Origin of the sequence: Klebsiella sp. BIGb0149, assembly GCF_004362605.1 — a bacterium.
Lineage (GTDB): Bacteria > Pseudomonadota > Gammaproteobacteria > Enterobacterales > Enterobacteriaceae > Klebsiella > Klebsiella terrigena.
This window is the reverse complement of sequence record NZ_SNYG01000006.1, coordinates 321026-334908: the sequence shown is the minus strand read 5'-3', so window position 1 is coordinate 334908 and position 13883 is coordinate 321026. Positions and strand designations below refer to the sequence as shown.

General features: G+C 56.9%; 15 protein-coding genes and 1 pseudogene. 6 read left to right on the top strand and 10 right to left on the bottom strand.

Features of this window, described 5'->3' with window-relative positions; genetic code table 11:
• Window positions 1-29: 29 nt before the first annotated feature.
• A complete protein-coding gene (locus EDF75_RS21055; RefSeq protein ID WP_133600778.1) occupies window positions 30-317 on the top strand; it encodes a BrnT family toxin in 288 nt (95 codons plus the stop codon).
• Complete coding sequence (locus EDF75_RS21050; RefSeq protein ID WP_133600777.1) at window positions 304-606, top strand: BrnA antitoxin family protein; 303 nt, start codon at window positions 304-306, stop codon at window positions 604-606. Before EDF75_RS21055 ends, EDF75_RS21050 begins: the two co-directional genes overlap by 14 nt.
• Before the next feature lie 100 nt (window positions 607-706).
• On the opposite strand, the gene EDF75_RS21045 is transcribed toward EDF75_RS21050, so the two are convergent.
• From EDF75_RS21045 to EDF75_RS21035, 3 genes are all read right to left on the bottom strand, one after another.
• Window positions 707-2032 (bottom strand): McrC family protein, encoded by a 1326-nt coding sequence (locus EDF75_RS21045; RefSeq protein ID WP_374756752.1) that lies wholly within the window; start codon window positions 2030-2032, stop codon window positions 707-709.
• Window positions 2029-4101 carry an McrB family protein gene (locus EDF75_RS21040; RefSeq protein WP_133600775.1) on the bottom strand — a complete coding sequence of 691 codons (2073 nt, stop codon included), beginning with the start codon at window positions 4099-4101 and terminating at the stop codon, window positions 2029-2031. The genes EDF75_RS21045 and EDF75_RS21040 overlap by 4 nt, the downstream gene beginning before the upstream one ends.
• Window positions 4102-4336: 235 nt before the next feature.
• Window positions 4337-5749 (bottom strand): aminotransferase-like domain-containing protein, encoded by a 1413-nt coding sequence (locus EDF75_RS21035; RefSeq protein ID WP_045860214.1) that lies wholly within the window; start codon window positions 5747-5749, stop codon window positions 4337-4339.
• 177 nt (window positions 5750-5926) lie between these two features.
• Between EDF75_RS21035 and EDF75_RS21030 the strand changes: the two genes are divergently transcribed.
• The 4 genes from EDF75_RS21030 (at window position 5927) to EDF75_RS21015 (ending at window position 9136) form a co-directional block, all read left to right on the top strand.
• Window positions 5927-6091 (top strand): DUF1127 domain-containing protein, encoded by a 165-nt coding sequence (locus EDF75_RS21030; RefSeq protein ID WP_071844881.1) that lies wholly within the window; start codon window positions 5927-5929, stop codon window positions 6089-6091.
• A 452-nt stretch (window positions 6092-6543) separates the two neighbouring features.
• Window positions 6544-7008, top strand: a complete 465-nt coding sequence (locus tag EDF75_RS21025; protein ID WP_133600774.1) for a MarR family winged helix-turn-helix transcriptional regulator — start codon at window positions 6544-6546, stop codon at window positions 7006-7008.
• Window positions 7009-7014: 6 nt separating this feature from the next.
• Window positions 7015-8082, top strand: a complete 1068-nt coding sequence (locus EDF75_RS21020; RefSeq protein WP_133600773.1) for an HlyD family secretion protein — start codon at window positions 7015-7017, stop codon at window positions 8080-8082.
• A complete protein-coding gene (locus EDF75_RS21015) occupies window positions 8072-9136 on the top strand; it encodes a DUF2955 domain-containing protein (RefSeq protein ID WP_133600772.1) in 1065 nt (354 codons plus the stop codon). Before EDF75_RS21020 ends, EDF75_RS21015 begins: the two co-directional genes overlap by 11 nt.
• A gap of 2 nt (window positions 9137-9138) precedes the next feature.
• Here EDF75_RS21015 and EDF75_RS21010 read toward each other — a convergent pair whose 3' ends face one another.
• The 7 genes and pseudogenes from EDF75_RS21010 to EDF75_RS20980 form a co-directional block, all read right to left on the bottom strand.
• On the bottom strand, window positions 9139-9387 hold the full coding sequence (locus EDF75_RS21010) for a putative Se/S carrier protein (RefSeq protein WP_133600771.1): 249 nt from the start codon (window positions 9385-9387) through the stop codon (window positions 9139-9141).
• Window positions 9384-10151, bottom strand: a complete 768-nt coding sequence (yjiL, locus tag EDF75_RS21005; RefSeq protein WP_133600770.1) for a putative 2-hydroxyacyl-CoA dehydratase activator YjiL — start codon at window positions 10149-10151, stop codon at window positions 9384-9386. Before yjiL ends, EDF75_RS21010 begins: the two co-directional genes overlap by 4 nt.
• Before the next feature lie 9 nt (window positions 10152-10160).
• Window positions 10161-11312, bottom strand: coding sequence for a double-cubane-cluster-containing anaerobic reductase (locus EDF75_RS21000; RefSeq protein ID WP_133600769.1), 1152 nt, complete (start codon window positions 11310-11312; stop codon window positions 10161-10163).
• 109 nt (window positions 11313-11421) lie between these two features.
• Complete coding sequence (locus tag EDF75_RS20995; protein WP_041143893.1) at window positions 11422-11661, bottom strand: DUF2164 domain-containing protein; 240 nt, start codon at window positions 11659-11661, stop codon at window positions 11422-11424.
• 38 nt (window positions 11662-11699) lie between these two features.
• Window positions 11700-11828: pseudogene (locus EDF75_RS27665) on the bottom strand (LysR family transcriptional regulator); the annotation flags it as partial.
• Window positions 11829-11906: 78 nt separating this feature from the next.
• Entirely contained in the window at window positions 11907-13190 is a 1284-nt protein-coding gene (locus tag EDF75_RS20985) for a DUF445 domain-containing protein (protein ID WP_133600768.1), read from the bottom strand.
• Window positions 13183-13845, bottom strand: coding sequence for a LysE family translocator (locus tag EDF75_RS20980; protein WP_133600767.1), 663 nt, complete (start codon window positions 13843-13845; stop codon window positions 13183-13185). Before EDF75_RS20980 ends, EDF75_RS20985 begins: the two co-directional genes overlap by 8 nt.
• Window positions 13846-13883 lie beyond the last annotated feature (38 nt).

The following is a 13883-nucleotide window of genomic DNA, read 5'->3' as shown; positions in this document are numbered from 1 at the left end:
TTTTTGTATATACAATCGGGATAAATGCTATGCCAATGGAGTTTGAATGGGATGCAAACAAGGCAGCAGGCAATCTAAGAAAACATGGGATTCGGTTCGAGGAGGCGGTACTGGTTTTTGACGATCCGCAGCATCTTTCCCGCCAGGATCGTTATGAAAACGGTGAGCATCGATGGCAAACCATCGGCCTCGTTCATGGAATTATCGTTATTCTTGTGGTGCATTCGGTCCGCTTTGAAAGCGGGGCTGAGGTGATTCGTATCATCAGCGCCCGGAAGGCGGACGGCAAAGAGAGGAGTCGTTATGAGCACAGTTAAATACAAGCGCGACAATCCGGCCGGGCTTAGCGCTCAGCGTGAAGACGAGCTCAGAGCGCTGGCGAACAAAGCGGATGGCGAAATTGATTACAGCGATATCCCCGCTTCAGGTGATGAACGGTGGCCGGACGCAGTGCGCGGTAAATTCTACCGACCGTTGAAAACCCAGGCCTCTGTCCGCATCGACGCTGATGTGATGGAGTGGCTTAAACGCCCTGGAAAAGGCTATCAAACCCGGCTGAACGCGATTTTAAGAGAAGCGATGAACCGCGATCTGGGTGAGAAATAAGCCTCTACCGGCCAGGCCTGTGCGTTCCCGGTGCTTGAGCCTGTCGCGCCTTATCCGGACGAGCAACCCGCGTGCCCCGGTAAGCACGGCGGCGCCGGAGTTAGTTTATGCCCGCAAGGGTAAAATTTTCAGGCATATGCAGCGTTGAGGTATTCAGGCTGGTTCCTGTTTCAAAGGGAACGACCCACAGCCGTAGCGTTTTACTCTCGGAATGGCGGAACTCATACGGATGAATCGGCGGCGCCGTGAAGCCTTTATGGTGCGGGTAGATCAGCAACATATCCCCCTCGCCGCGTAGATGATTTATCCCGTATGCCAGCATCTGGTACAAATCGCTTTGCGCGAGGTTAAGCTTATCTTGCGTGGCATCCACTATTTTCCATTTCATATCGCAAATGACGGCAGAGGCCTCCGGGCCGTTACGCGGGATAAGCCATACATCTGGCCGGAGCTGAAATCTGGGCGTTTCGCCCTGGTGGACAAGATAATGTGACTTTGATTGCGGCTTCACCTGCCAGTGAGCATGGCAACGATAGCGCAGCCAGGCAGTGACAAAGGATTCAAACACTGCCTCCATAGGAAAGAGAAGTGAAATGGCCTGAGCATGCCCCTGCATACAGTGCGGTGAATGACCTTTTAGAATGAGCCTGGCCCACTCCAGCGCCGGAGAATAATGTTGCATGTGGCGATCGAGGTGAATCTGTCGGAAAGCCATATCAATATTGCCGATCCCGGGGATGGGCTCAAATAGCGCTTGTAGACGATTCAATTTCTGCAGCAGCGCGGGGCTACTGGTGTAGCCATACACCTTATCGATCGCGGTTTTTAGCAATCTGTTTTCAAGCCGCTCGACGCGGTATTCATCATATTCGACATAAAAACGATCGCGGCGGACGCTGTTTTTTTTCAGCTGCTCGCTGACCAGGAGTTTTCCCTTCAGCCACGGCAAATTGTTCTGCTGACGAAGATAATCGTGTTTGAGACCTTTGCGGACGATAGCTTCGAGACTGGTCACAAATTGCTGAACGAAGATATCCATTAAGGTCATCTTCGACGTCATGATGCTCGCTGTCGTGGTCTCGATATGACGAAAATTTTGTAATGTCGACAGCATCATCAGCAGTCGAGAACGCGCGTGCGATGCGTTTTCCCGTCTCTTATCCGCCTTTGGCAGAACTTCAATCATTCTCTGCTGGGGGAGTGCGATGACGCCAACATAATTCTTCACCTGGATGACTTTGATGCCGTTCAGGGCGCGTAAGGATAGCAAACGCCGATCCTCACTGTCTTCATCGTTCAGGCAGCGTTGTTCCAACCAATGAAACGCCGATGCGGGTAAAGACACCGAATCGGTTAATTTGCCGCTGTCCTCTTCATTAACCAGGTAGCCGTATTCGAAAATGGAGTACGAAGTGCCCGCCATCAGCGCTGCTCCGCGGCTTTAGCCTGCGGTTGGTAAATCTGCTGGTAAGCCTGCGGGTTATCCCATACCGGGTCATTATCCTTGCATAGCTGATAGCTCACGCCTGCTTCTTCAAGGTCCTCAATTGCCGTCTGGCCAAACAGCGTTGACACGTCGTTCTGATTAGCGACGGAACGGATGAAGCGCAGCGTCTGGTCCGCTTTTTGATTATCGCCAAGGACCAGACGGATTTTCTGCCAGTCGTTGTAGAAATACTCTTCCAGTAACGGGAGAACCTTATTTTTCATTACGCGTTTTAATCTTTTTAGCGCCTCGACGGGATTATCTTTTGCCTGCACCACCGGAATGAAAAAGGCATGCCCTAGCGTATGTTCACTGTCGTAGAGGGCCTGGATACGTGCGTTCAGGGTAATCAGCAGCGCTTTGAGGTCGATACCATGAATATGAGTATCATTCAGCACCGAGGCATCGGGCATCAGCGCTTCAAATTCAAAGCGTCGACGCAGCGCTGTATCCAAAGCGGTTAGAGAACGGTCTGCGGTATTCATGGTGCCAACAATGAAGAGATTGCCAGGAACAGAAAACGGTTTAGCGGAGTAGGGGAGACTTACGCTCAGCGCTTCGGCTTCTCCCGCTCGTTTTGATGTCTCAATCAGCGTAATGAGCTCGCCGAAAATCTTAGAAATATTCCCGCGGTTTATTTCATCAATAATGAGGGCGTAGTTTTGTTTTTTCTTTTCTGTTATTGCCAGCGGCGTGGCGGGAATGTTGAAATGATGAATGAGATAATTAAGAATGCCGCGAACGTAGGAGATGTTGTAAATATTTTCGGTCTCACCATGATATAAGCGACGAATATTCTCGATAGACGCCGGGTAGCCGCTTTCAAGTCGGTCGTTCTTCGATTGTGAAGGAAAGATACGGAAGGTGCTGTTATTGGCGTAGGTCACTTTGAACATACTGCCATTTGTCGTTTTGAGCGTCACGCCATTTTGCTCGGCGCATTGCTCTTTAAGCTTTTCTACGGCTTCGTCCAGCGCGAGCTGCATTCCAGAGTCACCGAAAGAGGCGTCTTCACAGATCTGCTTAAACACGCCCGGTTTAATATCATAGCGTACGCTGCCATCGTCGCTGGTTTCCGCTCTTAATCCTTCAATAAATTCTTCATAACCAAAGCTTTGATGGAATGTGATAAAGCGAATTCGCTTCTCTTCAACCAGCGCGTCGTAGAGTTTTTTGAGCTCTACCCGACGTTCGGTTCTTTCTTTACCATCAAGGCGGGAGAATGCCTGAGGTTCGCAGGCACGTACCGCAATTTCAATGGTCTTGTAGGTTTTACCGGTTCCCGGAGGGCCGTAAAGGATTAAGTTTTTTGGCGGTAAAATATCGATTGGCTCATCATCTTGCTCTGCCGTCGTCGATTCTGTAATACTTGCTTCGATTGCAACATTGCTTTCTTCGGCAATTTCCAGGTTATACAGATGCCAGAGAGACATATTTAACTCAATATCATCCTGCTCATCATGGAGCTGCTGCTGAAGCTCTTTTTTTAGTAACAGGTTTAGCCTGAACCAGGTTGCCGTATCCCAGTTATAGTCTTCCGGGAGTCCGAGACTGAATTTATTGTTGCAGTAATTATAAACCCGGAAGAAAACATCTTCCTTAATGATACTGGTTAGTTGGTCAGGGTAAAATGCGGAAAAGGTGCGGCAAAGAAGCGCACGATAAAACTTCTTCACGATGCCATATTCTTTTAGCTGTTGTAAAAACTGATAGGCACGATCAAAAATTTCCGCTGTACAGCCTGAGGCAATAATTTTTGTTAATTCGCGAAGCTGGTCCTGTGCTTGAGTAAATTCTTCATAAGACATACCACCCTGTTTTAGGCTGGCCACTCTGTTGTCGCGGGTGTACCACAAATCCTGGATGGCCCGGTGGCTAAAATCTGGATTTTCACGCCGCACCCGGGAGGTTATGTCCCGGTATCCAGCCCCCCATTCGGGGTCAAACTCACTATTTTTCTGAGTCAGTGACTTAAAAAATAGTGCCAAAGTCTGCTGATGTGACTCCATTCCGTTCTCCCCGAGTGATATCCGTTTTACAAATGGTTTTTATCATACGAAGCATACCCTTTAGGAAAAAAAGAAAAAGCGCTCGTTGTGTCAGCGGAGGGATATACGAGCTTCAGCCAAAGGAAACCAGGCTTCCCGCTGGCCGCGCTTGTCGCGCCCTATTCGGGCTACCGGCCCGCAGCCCCGGCCAGCGCAGCGCCGACGGGGGACAAGCCAGTTCGCTACGGCGAAGAATTCACTCCATCGCCACCTTCACCGCATCCCCCAGCTTCACCATCACCTCCCGGTGCTTATCGATTGGCGGCAGGGCGCAGTTGATCCTTAAGCAGTTGCGGTATTTCCCTGAGGCTGAAAACAGCGAGCCCGGCGCGACCTGGATTTTCAGCTGGCATAGCTGCTTCGCGACGCAGACCATATCGACGTGCTCGGGGAGCTCGACCCACAGCATATAGCCGCCCTTCGGCCGGGTAACGCAGATGCCGCAGGGGAAGTATTCCCGCAGCCAGCAGGTGTAAATTTCCATATTGCGCTGGTAGATCTGCCTCATCCGCCGCAGGTGGCGGTGGTAGTGGCCTTCGCGAATAAAGTTACAGGCGGCCAGCTGGGTTGAGGGCACGTTGGTCCCACTGGCGGCGTATTTCATCTGCAGCAGGCGATCGTAGTAGCGGCCCGGCGCGATCCAGCCGATGCGCAGGCCCGGCGCGATAGTTTTGGTAAACGAGCTGCAGAGCATCACCCGGCCGTCGATATCCCACGAATGAATGGTGCGCGGGCGCGGGTAGTCGGTGGCCAGCTCGCCGTAAATATCATCTTCGAAAATGACGATATCGTGGCGCTGGGCAAGAGTCAGCACCGCGCGCTTGCGGGCGTCAGGCATGATAAAGCCCTGCGGATTGTTGCAGTTCGGCACCAGGATAACGCCCTTGATCGGCCACTGCTCCAGCGCCAGCTCCAGGGCTTCTACGCTGATCCCGCTGTCCGGATCGGTGGGGATCTCAATGGCCTTGAGCCCCAAACCGCGCAGCAGCTGCATGGTGCCGTAATAGGACGGGGATTCAACGGCGACGATATCGCCGGGCTGGCACACCGAGAGCAGCGCCAGCGATAGCGCGCTGTGGCAGCCGCTGGTGATGATCAGGTCATCGGCGGTAACCACCGAGCCGCCGTCGAGCATCAGGCGGGCGATTTGTTCGCGCAGCTCGCGGCGTCCGGCCAGCTCGTCGTAGTTCAGCACCTCGCTGAGATTATGCTGGATAACCCGGCTCAGCTCGCGCCAGATGGGCTTCAGGCTCGGCTGGGTGACGTCCGGCGAGCCGCCGCCGAAAGGGATAATGCTTTTATCATTGCGCGCGTCGAGCATGGTCAGCACCTGATCCCACTGGGTGATTTCCACCGGGCGCTGGACCGGGCGCGACATCGGCGGTACCGGCGGCTGGGCTTTACGCGGGGCGACAAAGTAGCCGGAGCGCGGCTGGGGGACGATCATCTGCTGCTGTTCAAGCGTCTGATAGGCCTGCTGCACGGTGCTGATGCTCACCCCGTGCTCCTGACTCAGGCTGCGAACCGAAGGCAGCTTCTCCCCGTGGCGATACAGCCCTTGCTCAATACGCTCCGCCAGCAGGCTGGCCAGATGTTGGTAACGCGTCATGCTGTATCCCTTATTGTCGCCATACAGATTGATAAACCAGTACAGATGGGCGGTGAAGATCCCACGCAGATACTGTTTTAGCCAATCTGTATGTTAAAGAAAAGCGTTTTTTGAATCTGTATTGTTTGTCCTCGGATCCGCGAAGATAAAGCCTCTGGCAAGGTGAGGAGGTGGCGTATGGAATTTCATGAAAACCGGGTAAGACAGCCGTTTATTGGGTTTGTCCTGGCGGGCAGAGCGATCAAAAAATGGTGGCTGCGCAGGCAAACGCGGCGGGTTTTGCAGCGAATGAGCGACGAACAGCTGAAAGACGTCGGGCTGCGGCGGGATCAGCTCAATTAAAAAATGCGCTTGTCCCCGGACTGCGGCGCAAACGTGCTGTCCGGGCGACCGGCCTGCTCCCCGCAGGCTGCGAGCCGTATCCGTCCAGTCCAGCAGTCTGCCTGGCCCGGCGTGGGCGAGGAGCTGGCGTCATCCGGGATCGTTACATTCACCGTATTTATCAATTAATGCTTCTTCTCCCCTCGTTTCTTGATACTTACCCTGATAAGTATTATTTTCCTCACAGCGACAAGCCTCGCCACCAGGGCTATTTTGCCTGTCATTTTGAACCAGGGCTGTGCCCGACAAAATACGAAACTATTTTGCACGCCCTTCAGGGCGGCCCGGAGGGTGAGCGCAGGGAGTAACCCCTCACGTACTATCTGTACGTTCCGGTTTCTCCGCGCTGTCCGCGTTCAAACTGCCCGCGCCGATAACGCCTGGTGGGATAGGCGCTAGATGAGGAAAGAAAGATGACCGAAGACGAACTGTTTGCCCGCCGCCCGATGGGGATGCGCATGGCGATGGTGGTCCGCCAGTGGCGCGCGACTATCGATGCCGCTCTCAACGATACCGGTATGACCCAGTCAAGCTGGACGGTGCTGATGCAGCTGTATCAGCTGGGGGACAACGTCTCGGTTAGCGAACTGGCGGAGGTGCAGGGCATTGAACTGCCGCCGCTGATGCGCACCCTCGCACAGCTGGAAAAGCAGGGCTATCTGCTGCGTTCCACATCGCCATATGACAAACGCATACGCCTGCTGACGCTGACGGCGGAAGGCCTGTCGAAACTGGAGGAGCTGAACCGCGTGATTGAAACTTATCAAACCCGCGTCACCCGGACCATCCCGGAAGCAGAGCTCGCCACCTTCAGCGCCACCTTAAATCAAATCGCCTGCAATTTGCGGACAATCCGCGAAGAAGATAACAAGATCTAAAAAACTATGATGACCCCTGAACAAAAATTTGCCCGCTGGGTAAGGGTGAGTATTGCCGCTTTCCTGGCGATCTTCGCCTGGTTTATCGTTGCCGATATCTGGATCCCGCTCACGCCGGACTCCACGGTGATGCGCGTGGTGACGCCGGTATCGCCGCGCGTTTCCGGCTATGTCGCACAGGTCTATGTGCACAACAACAGTCAGGTGAAGAAAGGGGATCTGCTCTACGAGCTGGACCCGACGCCGTTTAGCAATAAAGTGCAGGCGGCGCAAATCGCCTTTGAGCAGGCCAGGCTGAGCAACCAGCAGCTGGACGCGCAGATCGCCGCCGCGCGCGCCAACCTGCGTACCGCGCAGTTCACCGCCCGTAACGACAAAGTTACGCTCGATCGCTATCAGCGCCTGAGCACGATGCAGAACGTCTCGCAGTCGGATCTGGATAAGGTGCGCACCACCTGGCAGACCAGCGAGCAGTCGGTCAGCGCGCTCAACGCCAGCATCCAGAATCTGCTGATCCAGCGCGGCGAACGCGATGATAAGCGCAACGTGACGCTGCAAAAGTACCGCAACGCCCTGGAAGAGGCGCAGCTGAACCTCGCCTGGAGCCGGATCTATGCCGAAACCGACGGCATGGTCAGCAACCTCCAGCTTAGCCCCGGCCTGTATGCCACCGCCGCCACGCCGCTGCTGGCGCTGGTGAGCAACCATACGGATATCGTCGCCGATTTTCGCGAGAAGAGCCTGCGCCATACCGGCGTGAACACCGACGCCGCGGTGGTCTTTGATGCGCTGCCGGGCAAAGTTTACCCGGCGCACGTCACCAGCAGCGACGCCGGGATTTTGGCCGGCCAGGAGCAGGTTAACGGCCAGCTGTCGCAGCCGGAGCAGTCCACGCGCTGGGTGCGTGACGCCCAGCGGATGCGCATTCACGTTGAGCTTGATGAGCCGCTGGATAAACCGCTGCCGACCGGCGCCCGCGCCACGGTACAGCTGTACAACAGCGACGGTCCGTTTGCCCGCACCTTTGCCGGCGTGCAGATCCATCTGGTGAGCCTGCTGCACTATGTCTATTAATACGCTGGCCCGGGTTTTTACGCCGCACGACAATATCGTCTATACGGCGAATGATTTTCGCCAGACGCTGCGCATCGCCGTTGCCGGGACCGTCGCCCTGAGCATTTCGACCTTCTATGACGTGCAGTACGGGGTTTTCTTCGTGGTCTATCCGCTGATGCTGCTGTCGCTGGTGCCGGTGTTTAACCGCCACGTCGCGCGGCAGTTTCTGTTCAGCGCGGCGGTAAACTGCGTGGAAATGGTGCTGATCGTCGGCTATCTGTCGCAGTGGCCGGTGATTATGACGCTGGTGGTCTTCGGCCTCTACGTGATGCGCTTTCGCTTTATGAGTCAGGGGCCGCTGTTTCTGCTGGGCTCGATGGGGGTGGTCTGTCAAAGCACGATGCTCAACTTTATGAGCTATCCCACCAGCAACTGGCATACGCTGATGTTTTCCAATATCGAAGCCTGCGTGATGGCGGTGGCCCTCAGCGCGCTGCTGAACTATCTGATCCCGGACGTTGAGCCGCGCCGGCCGCCGCCGCGGATTGAGAAGGATGCCGCCCGCATTCGCCATGAATCTCTGCTTTCCGGCACCGTCGCGACAATGATTTTCGTAGTTTTCCAGATCTGCGATCTGAGCGATTCCCTGTCAGCGCTGATGGCCGGGATCCTGATCCTCTTCCCGATGCACTACCGCGGCGCGGTGATCAGCTCCATCTGGCGCGTGGTGGGCGTGGTGCTGGCCTGTCTCTACATTCTGGTGGTGCAGCTGCTTATTTATGATTTCAGCAACCATATGGTGCTGATGATGCCGCTGATTGCGCTCGGCCTGGCCTTCAGCGCGCGCCTCCACGTGATGGAGAAAGTGGGGGCCGGCGTGGGCTTCGCCAGCATCACCACCATCGGCATCATGTTTGGTCAGAATCTGCACCCGGATCAGGACCTGATCTTCAGCGATCTGTACCGCATTAGCTCGGTCACTATCTCGCTTATCGTCACCCTGACGCTGGTGTTTCTCGTCCACCGCATTCTGAACTGCTTTGCGCCGACGCGGTTCGTTATTACCGAATAGGATCAGGCCGGGAAGGTGGCGATGCAGCGCCACTCTTCGGCAACGTAGCGATAAATCGCCTCCGTGGCGCCGGGAATAACCCACCGTAGCTCCTCTCCCGGCAGGCAGCTGAGATAGATGCACAGGCCGCAGCCGCCGCGCAGCTGGCGCGGAATATCTTTCACCTGGAAGGCGATCCCCGCCGCCTGCAGGGCCTTGCGGGTACGCACGACGCCCGGCGTCGAGTGAAATAAAAACAGATACTCCGTCATCCGCGACGCCTCTGGCGCAGGCCAATCAGCGCCGCGCCAACCGCGCCGGCAAACTGGGCATCAGGATGGGTGTGTACCGCGATCCCCGCGTGGCCTTCGAGCATGCGCGCAAAGGCCGTGCAGCGGCTGACGCCGCCGGTAAACAGCAGCGGTCCCTGGGCTGAAAGGCGGGCGATAAAGTTGGCGCTGCGACGGGCCATAGCGTTGATCACGCCGGCCAGAATCGCTTCCGGCGCGACGCCCGCCGAGCGCAGGCTAATCACTTCGGATTCGGCAAATACCGTGCACATACTGGTGATCGCATGCGGCTCGACGCCTTCGGTGATGCTATCCAGCTCCCCGACGCTGGCGCCGAGGGTGCGCGAGATAACCTCCAGAAAGCGCCCGGTGCCTGCGGCGCATTTATCGTTCATCAGGAAGTCGGTGAGATTGCCGTCTTCGTCGAGCTGGATGACCTTGCTATCCTGGCCGCCAATATCGATAACCATGCGGGTGGCGGGCGCCAGAAGACGCGCGCCGAGACCGTGGCAGGAGATCTCCGTCACCTGCTTATCGGCAAAATCGACCAGCTGGCGGCCGTAGCCGGTTAAGGTTAAAAATGGCCGCTCGGCAAGGCCGGCGCTGAGGGTTTGCCACGCCTCGTTGATGGCGTCGGCGGGGCGAAAGGGCGTCGGGCAGAGAAAACGTCGCTGGATAACGCCCTCTTTCAGCAGGATGCCTTTCGTGGCGGTGGAGCCGGAATCAATACCTACCGTAAAAGTCACGCGCGCTCCTTACAGCATTTCAATAAAGGCCGCGACGCGGGTGCTGAGCTGGCCGATGTCCGCCGTCGAATAGTCGGTCTCAATCGCGATGTAGGGGAGGTTATGCCGCTGGCGAACGTGGCGCTTGATCGCCATTGATTCAACCGCATAGGTATGACAGGCCTGCAGGATGACATCCACCACGCCGTCGGCCTGATACTCGTCCACCATCTGGCTAAGCAGGGCTAAGCGCTGGTCGTTTGGCGAGATGCACGAGCAGCCGATGGCGAGATACTTATCGGTCAGCGCATCGTAGACGTCGCCCGTCTCCTCCACGCAGCGCTCGGTGGCCTTGGCGCCGGTGCAGTTTTCAAAGCCCACCACCCAGCCGCCGTTCTCTTCAATGGCGCGCACGACTTTTTCCGCCGCGCCGCCAATCGGGCAGCCGGTGATCAGAATGCGCGGACGAGCCGCCAGCCGCTGGCCATCCTGCCACTGCTGGCGCACGCGATCGGCCATCGCGCTGAGCTCGTCGCTTAGCGCGGCTTTATCAAAGCGGAAGGTCGCGCCGTACACCACTTTCAGAATATCGCTGCCGCTAAGGGCGGGAGGATTGAGCTGTCCGACGCGATAGAAGTTGGCCAGCGCCCGCCGCTCGCGGTTCTTGAGGCGAACGGCGTCGCGCAGCGCGGCTTCGCTGATTGTGCGGCCAAAGCGCTCTTCGACCGCCCGCTGCAGGCGCAGGATCTCGGCTTTCCACAGCGCGCGGGAGGCATCGTCGTTGGCGCTGTTCGGCAGCTGCATTACGTGCACCGGCTTGAATTCGGCCATGTACTCATACATTTTCTTTTTGCCGTCGCAGGTGGTTTCACCCACCACCAGGTCGGAAAAATAGAAGTAGGGGCATTTATCCGTTTTGCCAAATCCGTAGCTGCTTTTAATCAGCGGGCAGAGATTACGCGGCAGATCTTTTTCCGCCTCTTCGATGGTTTCATCGGAGGTTGAGCACAGCGAGACGACCACGGCGCCTGCCGCCATCGGGATCTCCTGGGGCATAAAGGTGCAGTAGGTTCCGACCAGGGGGATATTTTGCTCTTTCAGGTCCATCACCGTGAGAAAGCCCTTCTGGCGGGCCTCGGAGAACTGGTCAAAAATGGCGGGTAGATCGGTAATTAGCGACATGGTTTTCCTTCCCCGTACACGGGAGATAATGAAAGAGCCCGCATTATAACCATGTCAATAGTGTGTGTTTATTGATCTCCCGCCGATGCCGACATATTGCGGGGCGCAATCAGAACACTTTCTTCGCGTCCATCTCTTCCTGGATCCGCTCGCTGTAGGCCACGTGGGTGCGAATGGCTTCCTCAATTCCGGCGTTATAAAACAGGGGTCCCAGCTGTTCGGCGATAAAATCCACGAAGAACTCGGCATCAAACTGCTCAAGCTCAAGGTCAAAATTTCTTTCGCAGTAGGTACATAGCTTTTCGCGAAGCTGCTCGCGCTCGCCGGGGCTCAGGTTGATTTCAGCCATTTTTACTCCTTAAAAAGTGCTCTGGATCCGCGGCAAGCTCAGCGGGGGATCCCGCGATCCCACGCCGATAACGGGCCTGGCTCTGCCGCCAGAAAGTCGATAAACGATGCTACCTTAGGATTGCCGTATTTGCCGGGAAAATCGAGCGCATGCGTTTTACTGGCGATTCGTCTCAGGCAGCATTCGCGCTGCCGGCTTTACCCGCATCGGCTAACCGCAGGGCCCCGCCGCAAGCGCGGGGTCGCTTAGCGTAAAAACAGCGACGGGATCTGCGAGAGCAGCCACAGCAGCAGGCCGATGGTACCCCCAACGAGGGTACCGTTAATGCGGATAAACTGCAGATCCTTACCGATATTCAGCTCGATCTGCCGCGACATATCGCGGGAGTCCCAGCTCTTCACCGTATCGCTAATATGACGGGTCAGGAAGGTGGCAAACTCCGGCGCCACCCGGTGCGCCGCCTGCTCCAGATGCTCATTCAGCGACTCGCGAAGGGCGTCATCGTGGAGCAGCGTTTCCCCAAACCACTGCCCGGCCTCGGCGATCCGCTGCTTGATCCGCGAATCGTCGCTATTAACGTCATTTTTAATCCATCCGCGCAGGTCGGCCCACACCTCGCCAAGATAGCGGTTAAACGTCTCGTCGTTTTTCAGATAGGCCTTCATGTTGTCCGCTTTTTCCGCCATCAGCGGATCGGTTTTCAGGCTATCGATCAGCTTCTGCGCCGCGCGATCGAAGGCCTGGCGGATCTGGTGGGTGCGATCCTGGCTCACCTCGTCAAGAAGCGTATTGACCGCATCGGTGACCATTTCGGCGCTGTGCTCGCCCAGCCATTCGGTGGGGAGAATTTTGGCCTTGAGCGGATGCTCGGTCTCCAGCCAGCGGATGATGCCGCGGGCAATAAAGGCGCGGGAACTGTCGCGCCGCAGCAGGGCGATAAGCTGGCTGATAAGAGAATCCAGCAGCTTCTGGTGCCGGTTATCGCGGGTTAATCCTTCGAGCATCATAGCGCTGGTTTGCGTCAGGTCGACCTTGTCGATGGCCTTGTGCACCGCGCGGCGCAGCAGGCGCTGAATGCGCGCATCGTCGGTGAGCTCGAGGAAGCCGCTCATTACCTGCAGCAGATGCTGGCCCACCCGCCGGGCGTTCGCCGGCTGGCTGAACCAGTTGCCGAGCATCAGCGCCGGCTCATAGCGGCGGATCAGCGCCACCAGCGAAGGGGTGTCGAGGAATTTTTCCTGCACGAAATAGCCGAGATTGTCGGCAATTCGGTCCTTATTACGCGGAATAATCGCCGTATGTCGGGAGACAAACGGCAGCGGAATGCGGCGAAACAGCGCCACCACCGCAAACCAGTCCGCCAGCGCGCCGACCATCGCCGCTTCGGAGATAGCCTTCAGCGCGCTGACCCACGGCGTCGGCGGCGGCAGCAGGGTAGCGACAAAAATCGCGGCCGCCACGAGCAGCAGCGACAGGGCCAGCAGTTTGGCCCGTTTTAGTTCAGCAAGTTTTTCCATAGCCTTAAGCATATAACCTGACGGCTAACTCATGCAAAAACTGCCAGATAATCCAGCCGCCAAAGCCCATCAGTACCGCGCCCGCCGCCCGTTCAACCCGCCAGATGACGGCGCCAAGGCGGCGCTGCACCTGCGGCAGGGCGATCAGCGATACCAGCAGTAAATCCCACAGCAGCACGACGCTGGTCATCCACACTCCGCTGGTTATCTGCTGGGCGAGGGTCACCTGCGGGCCAAGCAGGGAGGTCATCAGTGCGAGGTAAAACAGGGCATTTTTGGGGTTAAGCAGCGCCGAGGCCAGCCCCAGCAGCAGCTGTCTGGCAAGCGAAGGGCGGCGGGCTGCCGCCGCTTCCAGGGTGAATGCGCCGGGCCGACTCCGCCACAGCTGGCCGCCGAGCCACAGCAGCCAGGCCGCCCCCAGCAGCGCGATCGCGCTAAACAGCAGCGGGGCGTGGCGCACCATGCTCCAGCCGACGATGGCGACTGCAATATACAGCCCGTTACCCAGCGCGATGCCGATGCACAGGCCGGCGCTACCGCGCAGGCGATAGCAGATGGCGTAGCCCATCAGGAGAAAGAAATCTGGCCCGGGACTGAGCAGGGCAACGAAGTGGGAGAGCGCCAGCGCCGGAAACGCGGCCGGGAAAAGTGAAGTAAGCATGTTCATAGTGACCTCGGAATAAATCTGAGATCACCCTACGCAAG